Source organism: uncultured Fibrobacter sp. (assembly GCF_947166265.1).
Classification (GTDB): domain Bacteria; phylum Fibrobacterota; class Fibrobacteria; order Fibrobacterales; family Fibrobacteraceae; genus Fibrobacter.
The window spans coordinates 1-20,317 of the sequence record NZ_CAMVDO010000043.1 but is presented as its reverse complement, the minus strand read 5'-3'; the positions used below and the strand labels follow the sequence as shown (position 1 = coordinate 20,317).

At 49.1% G+C, this 20,317-nt stretch carries 3 protein-coding genes; all 3 read left to right on the top strand.

Annotated features, from left to right (window positions below; all coding sequences use genetic code 11):
- Positions 1-60 precede the first annotated feature (60 nt).
- Genes Q0W37_RS13760 through Q0W37_RS13750 form a run of 3 tightly spaced genes read left to right on the top strand, consistent with a single transcriptional unit; the run spans position 61 to position 20,259 of the window.
- A complete protein-coding gene (locus Q0W37_RS13760; protein WP_297702127.1) occupies positions 61-16,137 on the top strand; it encodes a calcium-binding protein in 16,077 nt (5,358 codons plus the stop codon).
- A gap of 19 nt (positions 16,138-16,156) precedes the next feature.
- On the top strand, positions 16,157-18,316 hold the full coding sequence (locus Q0W37_RS13755; protein WP_297702126.1) for a hypothetical protein: 2,160 nt from the start codon (positions 16,157-16,159) through the stop codon (positions 18,314-18,316).
- A complete protein-coding gene (locus Q0W37_RS13750; protein ID WP_297702128.1) occupies positions 18,316-20,259 on the top strand; it encodes a hypothetical protein in 1,944 nt (647 codons plus the stop codon). The genes Q0W37_RS13755 and Q0W37_RS13750 overlap by 1 nt, the downstream gene beginning before the upstream one ends.
- The last annotated feature ends 58 nt before the right edge of the window (positions 20,260-20,317 follow it).

Sequence of the window (20,317 nt, the reverse complement as noted above, 5' to 3'; positions counted from 1 at the left end):
CTTAACGCCCTTTCCGTCCGTTGTGTCAAATTAAAATAAATTTCAACAAAGACATCCAAGATGAAAAACAAGTCTAAGAAATCTTCCAAGAAGAACTCTCAAAATAATTTCAATATTGAACCCCTTGAACCTCGTTTGATGATGGCTGCCCATAGTGATATATTGACCGGGGCCATCAATGCCATTGAATCTTTTGATAGTGTTACAGCTAACCCGGCTGCAGACGAGGTCGATGGACTCAAACAGCAGATTGTGGGTGATTTCAATGATTATAAGGTAGATGTCATTGCTGCAATCAATTCAATAGATTGGAACTCCTTTACACAGGCGGAAGGGCAGAGCCTTCAAGATGCTGTTGGTGAATTTGTTAGTAATAAAATCCAGAGCTCAGAAATAAATGCGGATTATACATCGGGAATTCTTGAATTCTCCTCGACAAAAGGTATGAACATTTCAGGCGTGCCGGGCATAGCGATTCCGAATCAGGTTTCTGCAGATGCTTCAGTAAAGCTTGATTTGGCAGTTGATACAAATGGCGATTTGACTGCGTCCTTGAATAATGCTTGTGTGAGCGTTGGTAATCTGGGCGCTGCAGCGACCTTCATGGGAATCAGCATTCAGGAAAAGGACATTAGCGATGATAACGACCTTGAGGTGTCGGTTGACAAGGTTAACGGCAACAAAGTCGATGTGGACCTGGAATTCGGTATAACCAATCTTCCGTCATTCCTTTTCTCGGTCGATTCTAGTTCGCACCTCAAAGTATCCAGTATCCAGAACCCGAACGTAACGTTCCCGGATGTATCCTTCAATTCATCTGTATTCGACCTGGATTCCGTCATTCAAAAGATCAATACGGTCAAACTGCCGGGAAATCTTTCGCTTTCGAACCTCGATTCCCTGAAGGGAAATATAGCCAAGGCCTGCGCTATGTACCATTTGGCTGCATCGACAGACCCTGCTGTGGCTGTCGATGCGGACTTATTTAGCAATATGGTAAACAAGTTCATTGGGGTTACTTCTGGTATTACACTCAATGGGACAAAACTGGAATTCAAGTTGCAGCAATCTATGTCTTCTGATTTGGATATGGGTCTGTTTAAGGTAAGCAATGTTGCTGGCGACTTGGTACTTACTATGGATTTGAGCAACAAGGATAACCCCAGTGTCGAAAGCGTTAAGTTGAACGTCTCCGCGACATCTTCCATGGCGGTGAATACGGGCTTGTTCTATGTGGATCTTGAAAACGCCAACTTTAACGCATTTGTCGAGATTGTTGCCGATGGTTCTGATTACAAGATTGGACCATCATCGAATATTAGTTTAGGCTTCGACAAGGTGACCCTTAAGTCGGGAAACTCGGCCAGTGCAGTTGGAATTTTTGAATATGATAATACGAGTTCGGGGAGTGCGGAATCCTTCAAGTATGACATCGCGACGGGTGAATGGGAATACCCCGACGCATTAAAGGATTATACAAACATTACCGGCAGCAACCTTGTCAATAGACTTGAAATGGCCATCCAAACTCTTTTGTTCCAACTGCGGAATCAAATTACAAAAGGGACTTCTGCTGAAGCGCTTGGATCTATTGCCAAGGATTCCTTGGGTTCAATAATTGACTATGCCAAAATGCTAGAGAACTTTGAAGAAGAAATGCTTGATAAGAGCGAAACCTTCTACAAAGGGGCTTTTGAAAACCTAGATAAGTTTATTGAAAAACTGAACAATAAATGGACTTCAATATTCGGGGGTGCTGCGACGCCTACGAATTTGATTACCATGACTTTGTATGATGAATTGGACAATGTAGTCTCCGGATCCAATGTTGCAAGCGGAAGTGTCAATCAAATAAGGAGGATCAATTTCCTCTTTAATATGGATGTAAACTTCAAAAGGGATATAGGCCTTTCTCTTGGCGCCATGCTTAGCGAAGGGTCCTTTGCCAATGTGAAAACCAGTGGCAATGCTAGTTTTGAGGCTGGAGTCCAATTAGTTTTTGACATGGATGTTCAGTTTAAGCGAGAAACGCTTGAGGACAGTGATGCCATATTTGCAGATGCTTTCTCGGGTGTGACCACTGCAGTGAACGAGAATTATTATACCGTCAAGATTGCAAAAGATACTTATGACGCTTCGACTGCGTTTGAATTTAAGGACGCCTCTGACAAAACACTGAGCTATGATTTTATAGACAACCGACTGTATATCTACGGTGATTCTGGTTTTACCGTAAATAGTTCCAAGGTTAGTTCTGTAGAAAAGAGCCTTTATGATTTGAACTTAAGCGGAAACGATGTGCAGGCAACTAGCCTAGTAAAAGTCAATTCTGCAACGAACAAGATAAATTTAGAGTTCAAAGATGATGCAGGAACAATGCACTCGGAGGAAATAGTCCTTAAGGACATTTGTGACCTGAGTGTATCAGGCGTTACATGCCAGGATTTACAGCATGCCTTGGAACTGTTCTTGAAAAAGACGACTTTTCAAAATAAAAATAATGGTACTTCTAAGGAGAGTTCCTACGGAATATATGTCGTTTATGTAAGGGACTCGTCTACCGCTGGGGAATACGAGATACGCTTTGGCTGTGATGCAAAGAAGATGAAGAATAAGTCGTCGTATAGCCTGGAATCCTGCTCGGTGGATGGATGCACTTGTATGGTGCAGGATATGCGTGTGTCTGGTACCTTTGATGCAGAAAAAGATGTTGACAAAATTACGATTGATTCACTGGAAATTGATGTCTCGGAGTGCAATACCGTTGCGAGTGTGTATCAGAAAGTTAAATCTTCAATTACAGGAACGGACATCTCCTTAAGTTTTGATGGGACGAATCTCGTATTTACTTCTGCCAATACGTTGAGTATCAAAAAAGATTCTACGGCTGTGAGTTCGGATTCAGAAGATTTTGTAATTGCTCCAAAGAATGGGTCGTCGATTCGTGTTGATTTGGGTAATATTTCTTCAAGTACGACATTGCTTGAAGTTGTGCAAAAGATTGAAACTTACCTCGTCGGGACGACTATAACGATTGATTATGCAGGTAAAGACCACATTGAGTTCAAAAGCTCCGGGGAATTTTCAATTGAAAGCCTGCATACAAATAAAATTCTGAAGGCGCTGGGTTTTGGAGACAAGAATAAATCGGTTTATTATGAAGAGCATGGCGTTGGTGAATATCGTGTTTTCGGGTCCCCCATTGGTGAAATGGATTGGACAGAACTTATTAAAATAGGCAATACGCAGTCGGTAAGTGCCAATGTTAAGGCTACCCTCAACAATGCTAAAGCCGAGGCTACACTTGGGTTCTTGGGCGTAGATGTAAACATGTCAGGGGAAATTGGGTATACTCTGGGGTATGACAGCAGAAATCCTGATACAACTATGACGGAAGATGCTGGTTCATTTACAAATGAATTGGATATATCCTCTGGTTTTACAATTGGTGGAATGCACGAAACGTTATTCAGTTTGGGTAATGAATCAGTTGTGAAAAACAGCAAATTAAATTTCGATACTTTTATCAACGATATAAAAAACGAAATTTCAACTAACACATATATACAAAATATTTCGAACTTTTCCATAGAAGCGGTCTATGGAATGGTGACTGTTTTTGCTAAAAAAATTGTTGATGCCACGGATGGCATGAATTTTGAAATTCCGCTTATCAATAAGAAGGTGAGTGACCTTGTAAATGTGGCAGATTCTGTATTGAGTGTTGTCGATACCTTGCGTGCAGAAAATGTTACCGACATACAGTCATTTGCAACGTATTTCTCAAAATATTTAGAAGATGCTGGTTTGACTGTGAATTCCGATGTTCCAACGTCAAACCCCAAAATTGTCGATTTGAAGTGGGATAATGTTAATAAGGCCATTGAATTTGACTTGGATTTAATGAAAATTTTTGGAGACGATGATAGTTTTGATTTGAATTTCGGTAAAAGTGGTGAAGGCATTAATGGTCATGCCAACCTTGGCTTGACTGGCGGACTTTGGTTCAAAATGTCCGCATTGGTTAGTGCAAATAATGGATTTGTGCTAAAAGATCGCGGAATAAAGTTTGGCGCCAATATTGGCATTTCTGGTTCAAAACTTTCATTTGACCTGGGATTTAACGCCGGTGTTACCAATATGGATTTGCTCAAGAACCTTATCAAGGTGGGTTCTGATGGCGATGATTCGTTTATTCATATGAAAGCCTCCTTTGAAGGGGAAATCGGGAGTGACGGTAGTCTGGTGACTGCAGTGACTTTTGATAAAGATAATCCTCCCTATTCTGTCAACGCAACAATACTTGGTCGATTGCCCATAAGTATCAAGGGGTATACCTTGGGGAATATTTACTTGGGTAAATGGAATAGTGCTAGTAATACTGTCGTTGGTGGAGATATCAACAACTATGCAGTAGCAAAATCAATGGCGGACGTGTTTGGTTCTTTGGATGTTAAAAACATAGGTTTTTCTATGTTAATGTCGGAGGACAAAAAGAGCGGTTTGACTGATGGAACGTTGGTGGCCGATTTCAGTGAAGTCTATGCAAAAATTCAAAGCCTTGGATCGGGGAATGTTGATTTCTTCGACAAGATTAAGCTTGCCGTTGCCGGCTTGGATGAACTGTTCACGCGTATAGAATCCGGTTTGAACGGAAAAATTATGTCCCAACTCAAGGATATGCCCATTATGGGGGATGCGTTGAGCAATGGTGTTGACTTCTTGAGCGCTATCAGGGATCGTGTGCTTGAACCATTTTCTGATTTTGTTTACGAATCCACCGGTTTCAATGCGAAAATGATTGCGGAGAAGTTGGGCGAACTTCTTACTTCCGATTTGACAAGTGTGACGGGAATTTCTCAGTACGATACAACCGATGTATGGAGGCTCGCGAAAGGTGTTGCTTACAGAAGTGGTGCTGAGTATGCGGAATGGTTCCTAGAATTGAGTGATGTATACCAAATTGGGACTGATTTGGGCTTTGACCTTGGAATGCCAGGATTGGAAATTGCGGGCGATGGCGGGGTTAGCCTTGAAATTGGCTGGAATCTGCAGTTTGGCTTTGGGATATCTGAACGAGATGGATTCTACTTCTTCTTCAATGAAGGTGACGAAAATGAGTTTACGGCTGGGGCGAAAGTCCATTTTGATAAGGGTTCTAAAATTAATGGATCCATTTCTAAACTTGCCATGCAGTTGGAAATGGATGACGACGATTTGGCCGAGTTTAGTTTTAATGTTGACTTGGGTCGGCAACAAGTAAATCACATTTCTAACGTGATTTCGAGTATTACCCCTTATGTGGTTGCAAGAACGAACATCTCGGCTGGAATTACTGTTGGCTTCGGTAAAATTGAGGATAGTAGCTCATCAAGTAAATATCCCAAGTTTAACGGGAATTTCGACTTTGAGTGGGATGTGTCTAATGGCGTGACCTCGCTCGGTTTTTCCAATATGACAATTGACGTAGGAACCTTCATTTCGAATGTCCTTGGCCCTGTTGTCAACCGTGCTAAGGATGTCATAGAGCCGATGAAGAATCTTATCGACTTCCTGACGACTCCCTTCCCCGTCTTGGATGACCTTGGCGTTGAATTGACCCCGCTGAAACTTGCCAAGATGTACAGCAAGAATCCAGATTTCGATGATTCATTTATCTTTGAGGTCAAGGAAATACTCAATATTGCGGAAAAAATTACTAATTTCGGCAAAGTTGCCAATGATGGGAATGTATTGATTAATCTTCCTAATTATTGGCTTATTGGGGGTCCTTCTGCAACAGAATTCTCTAAAGATCCAACATCTGCAAAGAAAGTAATAGAAGGCAAGGCGAAGTCAACGTCTTTGGATAATTCCAAGTATATGGATACCACAGCTAAGCCTACTCTGGTTGACCCCGATGGTAAGGTTTCCAATAATGGCCTAAGCGATATCGTTGATCCGGCTTCCGCGGATTCTCATTGGAAATTTTTCTGGCAGGATATGCAAGGGGCGTATAGGCTTCTGCTGGGGGAGGATATCGACCTTGTCCATTATACGATGAGTCCCTTGAATTTTGAATTCAGCTGGGATACCTTCTTCCCTGTATATGGCCCGCTGGGAGTGCGCCTGGACATTGCTTTCGGTGCAAATATCAACCTTGGCTTTGGCTATGATACCTACGGAATTCGCCAATATATCGGCAGTGGCTGGAAGGACTACGGTGCCTTAGTCAACGGTTTTTATGTGGACGATTTGCACGACGGTAAGGATTCCAGTGAACTGGAATTCTATGGTGGTGTCAAGGCCTCTGCTGAGTTCAACGGCGGAATCATTAAAGGCGGCGTAGGCGGTGGTGTTACGATAACCACTGGTTTGGATATGTTCGATCCCAATGAAGACGGAAAGCTGCGCTTGAAGGAATTCAAGCAGACTGCGGAAGATTCCGGGGTGATGGGCATGTTTGACCTTAAGGGCAAAATAAGCGCGGAACTTTTCGCCTATGTGGAGTTCCTGTTCTATACTGAGGAATGGGACATAACAGGCGAAATAACCCTGTTTGATTTTACCGCTAATGTAGATCGTGATCTTGATCCTGTCATGGCTCATGAAGATGAAGACGAAGGTGACGTTATCGCAAATGTGGGTGATAATTCGCAGGAAAGAGTCTATAAGGGAGGGGCAAACAATTCCCTTGAGGACGGCCAAGAAACGGTAAAATTCGAATTAGATGGTGATAGAGTCATATGGAAAGGTAATGAAGAGCATAGTGTTACCGTTGATACTAGTAAGGGTGGCAGGTTAATTATCAAATCTGGAGCGGATGTTGATAGGATCGTTCTTTCTGGTAATGCCAATTTCGATATAGAAATCCATGGCGGTGATGGTGACGATGTCATTGACCTGAGTGGGCTCACGTTGAACTCTGACCATGTGGCATACATTTGGGGTGATGCCGGTTCAGATACAATTTTGGGTGCCATAGGCAAGAACGTCATCTTTGGCGATTCTACAATGCCAAGGAATAAGGACGAGAAGAAGTATGTCGTCAATGTAGATCCGGGCGCATCAGGCGGGGATTACATTTACGGCAATATAGGCGACGATATTATCTTTGGTGGCGCAGGTGATGACAAGATATACGGTAACGGTGGCAATGACATTCTTGTCGGCGACGGCGGCGAGTATGATGTCACGAATAATGCGGTTTCGCGCACTGCGATGAGCGATTTCGGCGGCGCCGATATTATAGTCGGCGGCGAAGGCGATGATAAAATCTATGGCGGTTCCGGTGACGATAAAATCGATGGCTCTGCCGGTGATGACAAAATTTTCGGCGAAACCGGTAATGACTGGATCTTGGGAGGCTCCGACAGCGATAAAATCGAAGGTGGCGCCGGAATGGATATCATTTTCGGCGACCGTTTTAGCGGCTCGTCGTTTGATCTGAAAACCCCGTTCGGTAACTTGGATGGTTATAGCCAAGAATTCATTGATGCCCACAGTGAAAATAACGCTATTAAGGTTGTTCAGGCAAGTGATTTCATATTTAGCTTGCCAGATGGTAAAGGCGTTACAGTCCCTGAGTTTGCAACCGATTCGCTTACAACTTATGGAACAGATGAAATTAACGGCGGCGACGGCAATGACCTGATTTTGGGCGATGGAGGAGGCTCTGCAGGTGGTAATGATATCATCCATGGTGGTATTGGTAATGATGTTATCGATGGCGATGGTGGCAATGATACCATCTGCGGAGGTATTGATAACGATATAATTTATGGTGGCGATGGCGACGATATCATTGACGGCGGTGCCGGTGACGATAAACTTTATGGTGATGCTGGCGTTACCGCAATTACCTTAGGTACAACAAAGTTTACGCCAGATGAAACAAATCTTGATTTTGCATCTAACCTGGGCTTGAATAAAAATATCTATATCGATTCCATAAGTTCTTCTACTGAAAAGGGTGATGATAGAATCATAACTGGCCCGGGCATGGACTATGTGGATGGTCAGGCTGGCAATGACAAGGTTACCGTGAATTTGATGGGCGATAGTTCCGTCAACTACGCGAATGTTGTGGATACCGGTGCCGATACGGATGTCAATACGCTTGTGGTTGAAGGTACCGAAAATGACGACAATTTGCTTGTGCGTCGCTCTAAGGAAGAAAACTCCTTGGGCTTTGTGGCCTTACTCCCCACTGGAGGGGTGAATCAGAATAGCTCGAATGCGAATACCAACATTGAACGCGTGAATTTTACGGAAGCAATCAGTGTGGTGAATTTGAATGCCAATGGTGGCGACGACCTCGTGTCTCTTGATGGTTCAGCCAAGTCCATGAATATTGATGGCGGCGCCGGTAAGGATACATTCCAGATAGGGCAACTCTACAAGTCAGAACGTGAAACGACGAACTCTGCGCAGGTTCTTGCAAATGACGCCTATAACACAGTTAAAACCAACGAGGAAGAGTATCTGGGTGAAGGCGTTACCAAGGATACCGTTGTCAATATTGAGGGCGGCAGCGATGTGGATACCTTCATTGTAAACCACAATGAAGGCCGCTTGAACTTGAAGGGTGGCAAGGGCGACGATAATTTTGCCGTCTTCAGCTATCAGGATGAAAATGACAAGCCCATTACGAACGGTCCTATGTCTGTGGATGGCGGCAAGGGCAATGATTCCCTGCTGATTCGCGGCACCAATGGCGATGACCAGTTTGTCGTTTCGAAAGAGGGCATGCTTAGCTCCGTTGTGAGCATCAAGGTGGCTGGCGTTGAAACGACCACTTACGACGCCGCCGCAGGTGATGACCTCTTCAATGTCGTAAGCAGCAATGCCGGTGAATCCCAAACGATTAATGGTGGCAAGGGCAATGACACCGTTTCTGTCGGCGGAATTGACAAGGCCATGGTGTTGCGAAATGCGGATACCGATGGGCAGCATTGCACAATCAAGAATTCTATTGTCACAGAAGGCTATGACGATCGTGATACTAATTTCGATGACGTAAGCTCTGCTGTCGCTGAATTTGCGATAATGGATACGACAAATTCCCCTGTGGTTTATCTTAAGGATGGTGTAACTGGTAGAGTCATTGAGCAGATTGACGCTCAGGAAGGAACTCCCAAGGTTGTCAAGGTGTGCTATGCGGGCAATGCCAAGATTGGTTCGATAACTGTGAGTATTGCGGCTCCCCAGCTTTCTAATATGGGTCTTATGAGCGGTGATCGCGGAATTATGGTTTCTACCGATGGCACAACATGGAAAGATACCGCTACGCTTGTTTTAGATTCTTCTACCAAGGAAGCCTCGTTGTACGTCAAGGCTTTTGGCGATAAACTCGCCGAAGAACCTTCAATTCAGTCGCTCTCCCTTACCAGTACTTGGACAAACCTGGAGTTTTCGGGCCTTCTTCCGAAAATGAAAAAAATGGAATTACAGAAGTCCACAACGGTACTTTCTGTCAATGTTTCCGATGCTGCAACATCTACTGCAATCAGCAAGGCGATGACTTTTGCCGAAGAAGTCACAATCGTCTCGGGAGCAATGAACTTAAACGAAGTATTTACAAAGTCCAAGTCGAAGGCAAGCTTTGAGTTCGATGTGTACATCAAGGGCGTGGATGGTTACTTGGTCTCTGGAACGGATTATAGAATAGCAGATGACTCTATTACATTCCTCGGTAGTACGAATGTTGGTAAAGAAGCGGTAATTATCTATCGCAGTAATTCCATGTACGTGGCTTCTTCGAAGTGCTATATTGCCGATGAAGAGGCTACAGTGACTTCTGTGATATACAATGAAGACGTAGTTCCTGAAAAGTCTGTTGCTTCGGGTGATATCTATTACGTGCAGAACGGTAACACCATTGTATTCTACAATGGAAGTAATAATCGCTTGATGACGGTACATGGTGAAATCACTGTCATGGCGACAATGCCGACGTACGGCACGCCGGTTAACACAGGCGTTGCGCCAACTCCATCTCAAGATACAGGCGCTGCTGCCTACAAGATTCTTGTTGAACAGAACGAAACGAGAATAGCTGAAGGAACTGATTCAGATGCCTATTCAAATACAAACTATGTAGTCAAACTTTCCGCAGCTCCGACTGTGAATAGTGCGGTCTATGTGCGTATTTCTCCGACGAAGTTGATTGACAAGATTTCTTCTACCACTCCAGAACATCAGCTTGAAATTTCGTGCGCTGATACGGCATCTGTCGTTTCGACCGAAGCGGACGGAAGTCTGATTGTCAAATTTACGCAGGCCAACTGGCAGAGTGGTTTGACCATCAATGTCCATGCCAAGGCGGATGAATTTGACGAAGATTACGGAATTGTGAATGTTGATAAGTCTGAAAAACTTATTGATGAAGTCGATGGAGCCTTGTATGCATTTGGTGAAGGAACCTCCGCTGAAAATGTGGATGCCGACACCCAGATGTTGTCGTATCAACACCATTTGACCGTTGGTGAAGAACTTAAGGAAGCTTCTGTGTATAACGAAAAGAACGAATATGACAGTAACTTGCTTGTGAGTGTCGATTCGCTGATGGAAGCCTCTTTATCCATTGCTATGCCTGCTGGAGCGACGGTTTCGGCTTACGAGGGTAAGACCGTGCGTTTTGTCTCCACGAACGCGAACGGTGTCGCATGCGGTACTGATGATAACGGTAAAACGATATACAAGAATCAGTCGGACTGGTTTAGGATTGATAAATGCGAAATTAAGGGCGATAAACTCGTCTTTACGTTGAATTCGGCTGTGGACTACTTTACGAAGGATAATTCCAGCTTGCTCTTCTCGGGCAATAAGGATTACTTGTTCGTGAACGAAGCCGAAAGTGTCGATCGTATTTTCGTGAATAACCAGGCTGCTTCGAGGGATGCAAATAGTACATTTGAAGCCTTTGCCTCCAAGCTCGCTGAAATGAATTTCGACCCCACCAAGACTTATACCGGCGAAGAGGTTGCCCAAATCGCGGCGGAACTTGGCTTGGTTGGCATGGATGCCGAAAATGTCCTGAGTTTCTTTAAGAATGTAAGCGAAACGGAAGGCTCCATGAACAGGGACCCGAACGCGTTGCGCTTCACGCATACCGAAATCGGTAAACGTGGTATTTCTGTTTCGGATTTCGAGTTCGGCGAATACAACCTTGGCACGGGTTCCGATACAGTCGATATTTCCAAGACGCTGCACCGCGAAGACGGCTTCCAGACATTCACGGTCGTGAATACGGGTGATATCAATTCCGCAAAGAGTAATACGGTTGGCGAGGTAATCGGGACTGCTACTTTCAGCGCCTCTAGTGTTTCTGCCGCAGGACTTTTCCATTATGACATAGCTGTCGATACGGGAGTAACGTTCGAAAAGACCGCGGAAGATACCAGAATCTATTACGTGGATGCCGAAATCGTCAAGACAGAGAATGGTGAAACAGAAGTCGTGGGCACTCAGCGCCGCGAGATTGTCGGTGTGTTTGACAGCATCTCGGGTTTTGATGTCAAGGATGACTTTATCCTTCGCGACGGTGAAAGTATTGCTGGGTTCACGTTCATTCAGGCAAAGTTCGATGACATCATCAATGTCAACAGCTACAAGGAAGATGTGGCCTCTACCGTCATCGCGGAGAGCGTTGTGGTTGATTTGGATGAAGAAGAAACCGACGAATCGCCTGCTACTGAAGCTGAAGAGTCCGATACCGAAGAAACCGTCGTAATGGATGGTTTCGCGTATAACTACACGATTAAGGACGAATACGCCGCGACAATCGAAGCAAGCGTTGCTGCCGCTACCGAAGCGGGTAAGTCAATCTATGTAGATGCAAAACTCAGCGATGGTACTACCCAGCGTAGGCTAGTCGTGGCTGGGTCGTTCACATCCTCGAGTTTCCGCACGGATCGCGCATTCACGCTCCCATCAGATGATTCCATCTACATTAAGAGTTTCTCGTTCGGTTATGGTTACGTGGGTGACGGCCAGCTCGTCGTGAACGCCGAAAGCGGCAACGACCAAATTTTTGGTGTCAATCCCAATGTTACGCGTAATGACATGGTGCTTTTCGGTGGCAAGGGTGCTGACTATATCAATGTGAGCCAGGGTGGTATTGCCTTCGGTGACATGGGTGTGGTTGAGTACGCTAGCCTTACGAAGGCTGATGAATTTACAACCAGGCTCGGTTACGAGCTTATTGATGATGAACCCGAAACCATTCACACGACTATTGCGAAGGATGCCAGTGGCAAGCTTGACAAGCAGACCGATGGCATACGTCGTAACGCTACGAATGTCCGGTCGGTCGCCGATGATATTGGCGATATTGACATGATTACTCTCGGCGGTACGGACAGTAACGTGATTGGTGGTGCAAATGGCGATGTGCTCTCGGTTTCGGGAAACATGAACGTGGTGCTTGGCGATAGTGGCTCTGTGCAGTACGACGCTGGCAACCTTGAAAATGCCATGTACGGTGATTCCGTGGGTAAGGGCTTGCATATCGTTGAGACGACCTCCGATGACATCGGTGGTGTGGACAACATCTCCATCAGTGGCGGCAAGAATATTGCGATGGGCGGCTTCGCTGGCGATGACATCCGCATTACTGGTGCTGATAACATTGCTGCAGGTGATGGCGGTAAGCTCGAAGTATTCGAAAAGCGTCAGGTTCTCGAAACGACGAGCGATGAACTCGGTGGCGAGGATTTCATTACCACGGGTGACGGTGCGAACGTCGTGCTTGGCGGAACAACGCACGATGTCATTCACACGGGGGCCGGAAACGATACCATCGTGGGCGATGGCGGCAAGGTCGTCATGGATCTCAACCGCAACGCTCTCCTTGTGACGAACGAAGGGCACGACATTCCTGTGCTTGAAGGCGAGGGCGAAAATGCCGCTCTCAAGAGTAGTGCGGGCAAGGACCGGATAGACGCCGGTGACGGTGACAACGTGGTAATGGGCGGTCTCGATAACGATACGATTGACACCGGGACCGGTAAGGATGTCGTCTTTGGCGACAACGCCTATGCGACATTCCGCGGCAATGCTTCCGAGGCGCAGAACCAGTTGGACGAACTCCAAAACATCCCTACCATTTACGATGAATCGACCCTCAGTTTCAACTTCCAGGGGCCTGCCCAGACGGGTGTTGCCGCAAACGAACAGGCCGGTGCCGTTGCTGACTACACCTTCAGCCAAATGGATGAAACCACGGGCGAGTTCGTGGATGTTACCGAGCATGCGGACTATCGCGTTGGCAACTGGAACTATATCAAGAACCCCTCCGGCATCGAGGCGGGCACCTACGGTAATGAGGATGATGAAATTGTGCTGTTCGACAACGGCTCCCGTGCTAGTGCCGTGAGCGTAACGTACGGCGCAACCGAGGCCCACCGCATTGACACGACTACGGGGCAACAGATACGTTTGCACGGCTACGACCAGAGCAATATGGTTCACGGTTCCGACCCGGGCGACGTAAACCTGATGAAGAGCGGCCTGGATACGAGCCGCAACAACGACCAGACCAAGCTGCTTGTACAGGTTGACGGCCTCTCGCAATACTTTACGGATTATGACGTGGTAGTTTACCTTGATATGGTCCGTGAAAATTCCTGGTCACCCGATAGTGTCCGCATGGTTACTCTCTACCGCGACTATGTGGACAAAAATGGAGTGTCCCACAGCGATGTAGCCGGGTGCTACTTTGTGAATGACCCTGAGTCGAATACGTTCAACGGCAACTGGATTGTCGCTACGGCTACGACTGCCGAACAGGCCCGGAATGCAAGGGATATCGCGGGTAACCCGGTATATGCCAACTGCGTTATATTCAAGGGCATCAGTGGAGACCGGTTCCATGTCGAGATTACTGATGGCGACCCCAGCAACGGCCAGAACGGCAAGGACCGTGCTGGCATTGCGGGCATACAGGTGCGCGGTCGCCACCACAAGCAGGATGTGGCAGCATCGACTGATATCGCCTATGGCGGAAACGATACCGTCAGGACATCCGGTGGCGACGATATCGTCGTGGGCGGGACAGGCAATGACCAAATCAACACTTACGGTGACGAACATTACGGTATCAATGACAATGACGTGGTTTTTGGCGACAATGCCAAGATGCTGTTCACCGACCGCGATGACGCCGCCACTACGGCATCCACGATAACGACCGCGGAATCCGTCATTTCGACTGACATGTCTGCCACCTATGACGACACCATTTTGACTGGCGACGGTGATGATACGGTGGTGGGCGGCCTCGGTGTCGACAAGATTGATGCTTCTGCGACTCCCACCGCTGATGGGACCCTTGATGGGGTTGATGTCGTGTCGCTCAACTTCGTGGATATCTCCACGCCGGAAAGCCTGCTTATGCGACAGGGCGAGTCTGCCGGTGTCGTTGTCGATTCGAACTGGCACAATGTTTACCAGGCTGGCTCGCAGCAGAGGGAATTCGGACAGGACCCGACGGACGTGCATTTCCGTTACCATATCAACGGCAATAACGACGCCCCGACAGAAAAGGTTAACGCGTCCATGGATGCTGACACCGGCAACAATAAAATGTTCAAGACCTATGTCTGCGGTCAGGCCCATGACACGCTTACGCTTGAACTCTCCAACATACCCGCAAGCGAGAGCGATCCACGCGATGTCTATGTTTACATAAGCGGAATCGACAACGAGCGCGACGGTTACGACTATATTTTCAAGATTACGGGTAGCAACGGCCAGACCTACTTCCTTAACGACTGGATGGGCGACTGTTTTGATGGGGAATACAAGCAGGTCACCTGTACCAGCTATCAGAAGGGGGCTCTTGCATCTGGCATAACACCGAATGTTACGATGATTGGCAACTATGTTGTGTTCCGCAATGTGAAGGCTAGTTCGCTTACGGTAAGCATTAGTCGTTATGATTCCACCATGGGAGATGCGAAGTGGAACAATATTCCCGTATTTAGCGGTGTGCAGATTGTGAAGAGCTCTCTGCCGACCGAGGCTATCGAAGTTGGTGGCGATCACGACAAGGACCTTGTTTTTGGTGACGAGGCTAGGTTGCTCTTTGATTTGGATATCCCGTTCGCGGGTGACGAGAACGTAGCCGACTACAGGAACAGGGTAATTACATCGGAATCGGTTGCAATGACTGACGGCAATGTAGCGAAGGGTGCTGGCGATACGATTGTGACTGGCAAGGACCGCGATGTCGTCGTAGGTGGTGAAGGAATTGACGAAGTCTATTCCGGTGCTGGTGACGACGTGGTTGTTGGCGACAAGGCTTCGCTTAAGGTGGAACACAACAATCCTGTCGGCGTGTTCAGCCAGAATGTCGAGATTGTCCTTGAGGACAACGACTATACCAAGGCACAGAGGCGGCGTTTCGTCGATGGCGATACCGGTATGAGCGTAAACGAGATGCAAGACCAGGTTAGGCAGGGGCGTATCGAGGGCATAGCCCTTGAGACTGCTGGCGACACGGGCGACCACGTGTATGACGAATCGTCCAAGAACCTCGTGTTCAACGGAAATCTGACTGCAACTGGATTCGAAGTCCCAGACATCGAATTTGCCGGTTCTGAAACGGCACCGGACGATGGCAATAACCAGACGGAGCCCGACGACAACAATACTCAGCCCCTGGATGGCGAAACCGGGAACGGTGAAACCGGCAACGGACAAGGCGGTGAAACCGGGGACGGCGAAACCGGCAACGAGCAAGGCGGTGAAACCGGGGACGGCGAAACCGGCAACGGGCAAGGCGGTGAAACCGGGAATGGCGAAACCGGCAACGGACAGGGCGATGAACCTAGCATAACGACCATAGAGTCGTACGACATGCAAACTCCGCTGTTCCTTACTGCCGGTGAAACTGTGAAGGTCGTTTTCCACGAGTTCTACCGTGACACAAACTATGTCCCCAACCTGAAACTTATCTTTATCGGAAGTCAGGGCCGGTTCCCGGCTATCGATGTTGACCTTGAAACTGCTACCGGACCGCTGCACCTGGATATTCCGAGCACGTGGTGGTACTCGGTGGATGTGCCGGACCAGCCGAATGGCGAAAACGGTTGTTTCGAGATCTATTTCAGAGCGGAAGAAGACACCGTAGTGGTAGTATCCATCGCGCAGTAGCGTCTGGCACGGGAAAACTATGCCTCTCGATAAACAGCGCAAGATTTTCCACGAGTCGTGGTACCGTCTCGCGGGGAGCCGTATAGCTCTCCGTTCGAGCGTCCGCATTCACCGCCAGATATATCGGGGCGTCTTGTGGTATGTGCTCTACGAGCCGTTCACGAACCAGTATTTCCGCCTGCCGCAGGGGGCCTATTCCTTTGTTTCTCGCCTTTCCGTGAGTAGGACCGTAGGCGAGATTTGGAACAGCATGCTGGAAAGCGGCGAGGGCGACATCCCGGGCCAGGGCGAAGTCATCGAGATGCTCGCGCAGCTTTACCAGGCGAACATGCTGCTTTATGACGGCGTGGAAGATGGCACGAAACTTTTCGACCGCGACAAGAAAAAGACCCGCAAGAAGGTCAAGTCCACCTTGCTCAATATCTTTTTCCTGCGAATACCGGTATTCGACCCCGACCCGCTCCTGAACCGTTTACGGTGGCTGATCCGCATCCTGCTCAGTACGCCGATGATGCTGGTGTGGCTTGCGACAGTCATTGTCGCCGTCAAGTACGGTGTCGAGAACTTCGACGCACTCAAGGACCAGAGCGCAGGTTTCCTTGCTCCGTCGAACATTGGCTGGGTGTACGTGTGCACCGTGTTCGTGAAGCTGTTCCACGAGTTCGGGCATGCGAGCGTCGTCAAGAAATATGGCGGCGAGGTCCATACGCTGGGCGTGATGTTCATGCTCCTTGCGCCCCTGCCGTATGTGGATGCCACGGCGAGCTGGTCTTTCCGCAAGAAGCGGCACCGTGCCTTTGTGGGGGCCGCGGGAATGCTCTTCGAGTTCTTTATAGCCTCGGTGGCGCTTATCCTGTGGGCGAACCTTGGCGGCGGCACGGCCCGTGCGCTCTGCTACAACGTGTTCATCATCTGCTCGGTCTCTACGGTGCTGTTCAACGTGAACCCGCTCATGCGCTTTGACGGCTACTACATATTGACCGACCTGCTGGACATGCCGAACCTGCAACAGCATTCCGTACGGCACCTGCAGTACCTTCTGGAACGATATGCCTTCCGTAAGCGCGACGCGGAACCGGTCGCCTTCAGGGCGAGCGAGAAGGTGATATACACGGTTTACGGGATATCCAGCGCTGTCTACAGGTTTTTCCTCTTCGCGGGGTTCATCGTCGCCATATCGGCGCATTACCTGATACTTTCGTTTGTCATGGGCGTGCTGCTTTGCCTTACCATGGTGGTTATTCCGGTAGGCAAGTTTTTCAGGTATGTTTTCTGGGGGCCGGGGCTTTCGCAGGTCCGTAACCGTGCGGCAGTCTTGACGATAGCCTTTTTCGCCCTGCTGTTTGCGGCGCTGTTCTACTTGCCCGTTCCCGATACGTTTACGGCCCCGGGCGTACTGGAAGCCCGCCATTACGAGAACACCATAGCGAACGAGGGCGGCTTTGCCACCAGGCTATACCGCGAAAGCTACAGTGCGGTAAGGAAGGGCGACACGCTCGTGCTCCTGGAGAATCTGGAAATCAAGTATGCCGCCGAGGCCAAGCGCTCCGAAATACAGGAAGCGCGGCAGATGTATTACCGTGCACTGAACGAGGCCCCCGAAGACATGCACCCGCTTGAAAAGCGGCTTTCGGTATTGAAGCAGGAACTCGAAGAACTCGAAAGGAGCGAGAGCGAACTTACACTTGTCGCGGGGATGGACGGTATCTGGAGTGCGCCCGGCATCGAGGACTATCAGGGGCGCTGGGTAGGCAAGGGCGATTCGCTGGGCATCTTGCTGGATACGACCGCGTTCGATTTTTTGGCAGTGGTAAACCAGGAAGATGGCGCAAGGTTGTTTACGGACAAGCCCGTTCGCGCATCGGTGCGCTTGCACGGCGATGTATTTAAGGAACTGAAGGTTGTCTCTGCCATGGCTATCCCCAGTGCGCAAGACCGCTTGCCCTCGAATGCGCTGGGTTGGCTCGGGGGTGGGGAAGTCGAGACGAAGAGCGACGGGTATTCGGAACAGACGGCGGAACCCGTTTACCTTGTAAGGGCCGAGATGCCCGATTCGATGGATGTTCGCCGCCTGCACGGAAGGACGGGCAAGATTCGTATTCAGCTTGGCTATGCTCCCTTGGCCGTCCAGGGGATACGCAAGGTACGGCAGGCGTTGCAAAAATACTACAAGATGTGATGGACTTGACTGGCGACTACAGGCTTACTTCGTTGAAACGCGTGGAGAAGATTCCCGTGGGTATCGACGCGTTTGTGTTCCGGCTTGTCGGACGCTTCAGGAGCCGTCGTTCCGTTATCAGGCGTATTCTGCGGACCGCACGGAAAATAGACAGCCTTGGCCGCAGTCTTTCGGAAAAGTCTGACGCCGAGCTGAAAGGGCGGATAGAAGGGCTTGCCGCCCTGCTCAAGCGCCCTGTCAATGACTCGACCCTTTGCGAGGCATTCGCGTTGATGCAGGAGGCCGCTTTCCGGACGATGGGGTATAGGCCCTATGTGGAGCAGATTGCGGGTGCCCTTTGCCTTTATCGTGGCTATATCGCCGAGATGTCCACCGGCGAGGGCAAGACGATTACCGCCGCCATGTGTGCCGCGGTGCGCGGCTTGTCGGGTATGCCGTGCCATGTGATAACCGCCAATGACTACCTGGCAAGCCGCGACGCGCAGATAATGAAGCCGCTGTTTGACTATTGTGGCCTTACCGTGGGAGCCGTGACCGGTGCGATGAAGCCGGAAGAACGGAGGGCGGGCTATGCCGCCGCGATTACCTACTCTACGGCGAAGGAAGTGCTGGCCGACTTCTTGCGGGACCGTATCGCCATGGGAAAGATGCAGAACTTTTCGAAGCGGCTCCTGGACCGCTTCAGCCTGCAGGGCGGGGAGTTCGGCAGGGGCGTGGTGCAGCGGGGGCTATGCACCGCCATTGTCGATGAGGCTGATAACGTGTTGATTGACGAGGCCGTAACGCCGCTGATTATTTCTAGGGAAAACAAGAACGAGGGCTTTAACGAAAGCTGTAGGCAGGCCTATGAACTTTCGGGAAAGTTGCAGGAAGGAATCGACTTCCTTGTCGATGGCAAGCTGCGCACAATCCATTTCTTGACGGACATGGACGAATGGCTCGAAGGCCCCGCGTCGAGCGGCTTTTCAAAGGCTGCATTCCTGAAGGACCTGATTCGTCAGGCGCTGACGGCGCGGTATCTGTTTATTGCCGGACGCCAGTATGTCGTGGAAGAGGGTAAGGTCGTAATTGTGGACGAGTCCACGGGCCGCAAGATGCCCATGCGTTCCTGGAACGGCGGGCTTCACCAGATGATAGAACTGAAAGAAGGGCTGGAACTTTCTGGGCTCAAGGAAACTGAGGCCCGAATGAGTTTCCAGCGATTCTTTAGGCTGTACAAGAATTTCTCGGGCATGACGGGGACCGGTAAGGAGGCCCTCGGTGAATTCTGGACTATTTACGGGTCCCCGGTCCTCTGCGTCCCGAACCATCGCCGCTGTCTTCGCAAGATCTCTATGCTCAGGATTTTCTCTACAAAGGAAAGCAAGCGTGTCGCCATAGTCCGCGAAGTGATGAATGTCCATGCGACGGGCCGCCCCGTGCTTATTGGGACGAAGGATATAGACGAAAGCGAAACGCTGGCCGAAATGATTACGGCTCTCGGGCTTGAATGCCGCGTGATAAATGCCGTGCGTAGCGACGACGAGGCCGCGATTATCGAACGTGCCGGACGCCTGGGCGCGATAACTGTCGCTACAAACATGGCCGGGCGCGGCACGGATATCAAGATACCGGACAAGGTAAAAAAACTTGGCGGACTGCACGTGATTGCCACGGAATGTAACCCGTCGTCCAGAATCGACCGGCAGTTGTTCGGGCGCGCCGCAAGGCAGGGCGACCCCGGCAGCGCAAGCCACTACGCAAGTTTCGAGGATGATGTGCTGCGCCGGAACCTGCCGGGACCGCTGTGGACCCTTATGCGGCATCTCGGACGGCTCTCTGCGCTCGCCGTGAGGTGGGCGCAGTATTCGGCGGGCAGAAAAGCGATGAAAAGTCGCCTTTCGGTGCAGCGAACAGACACCTGGCTGGAAGATTCTCTCGGCTTCAGTGGGAACGGCGTGTAGGACTGTGTAGAATCTACACATCGCCGTGACACAACTTTTACAAAAAATAATGCAACCC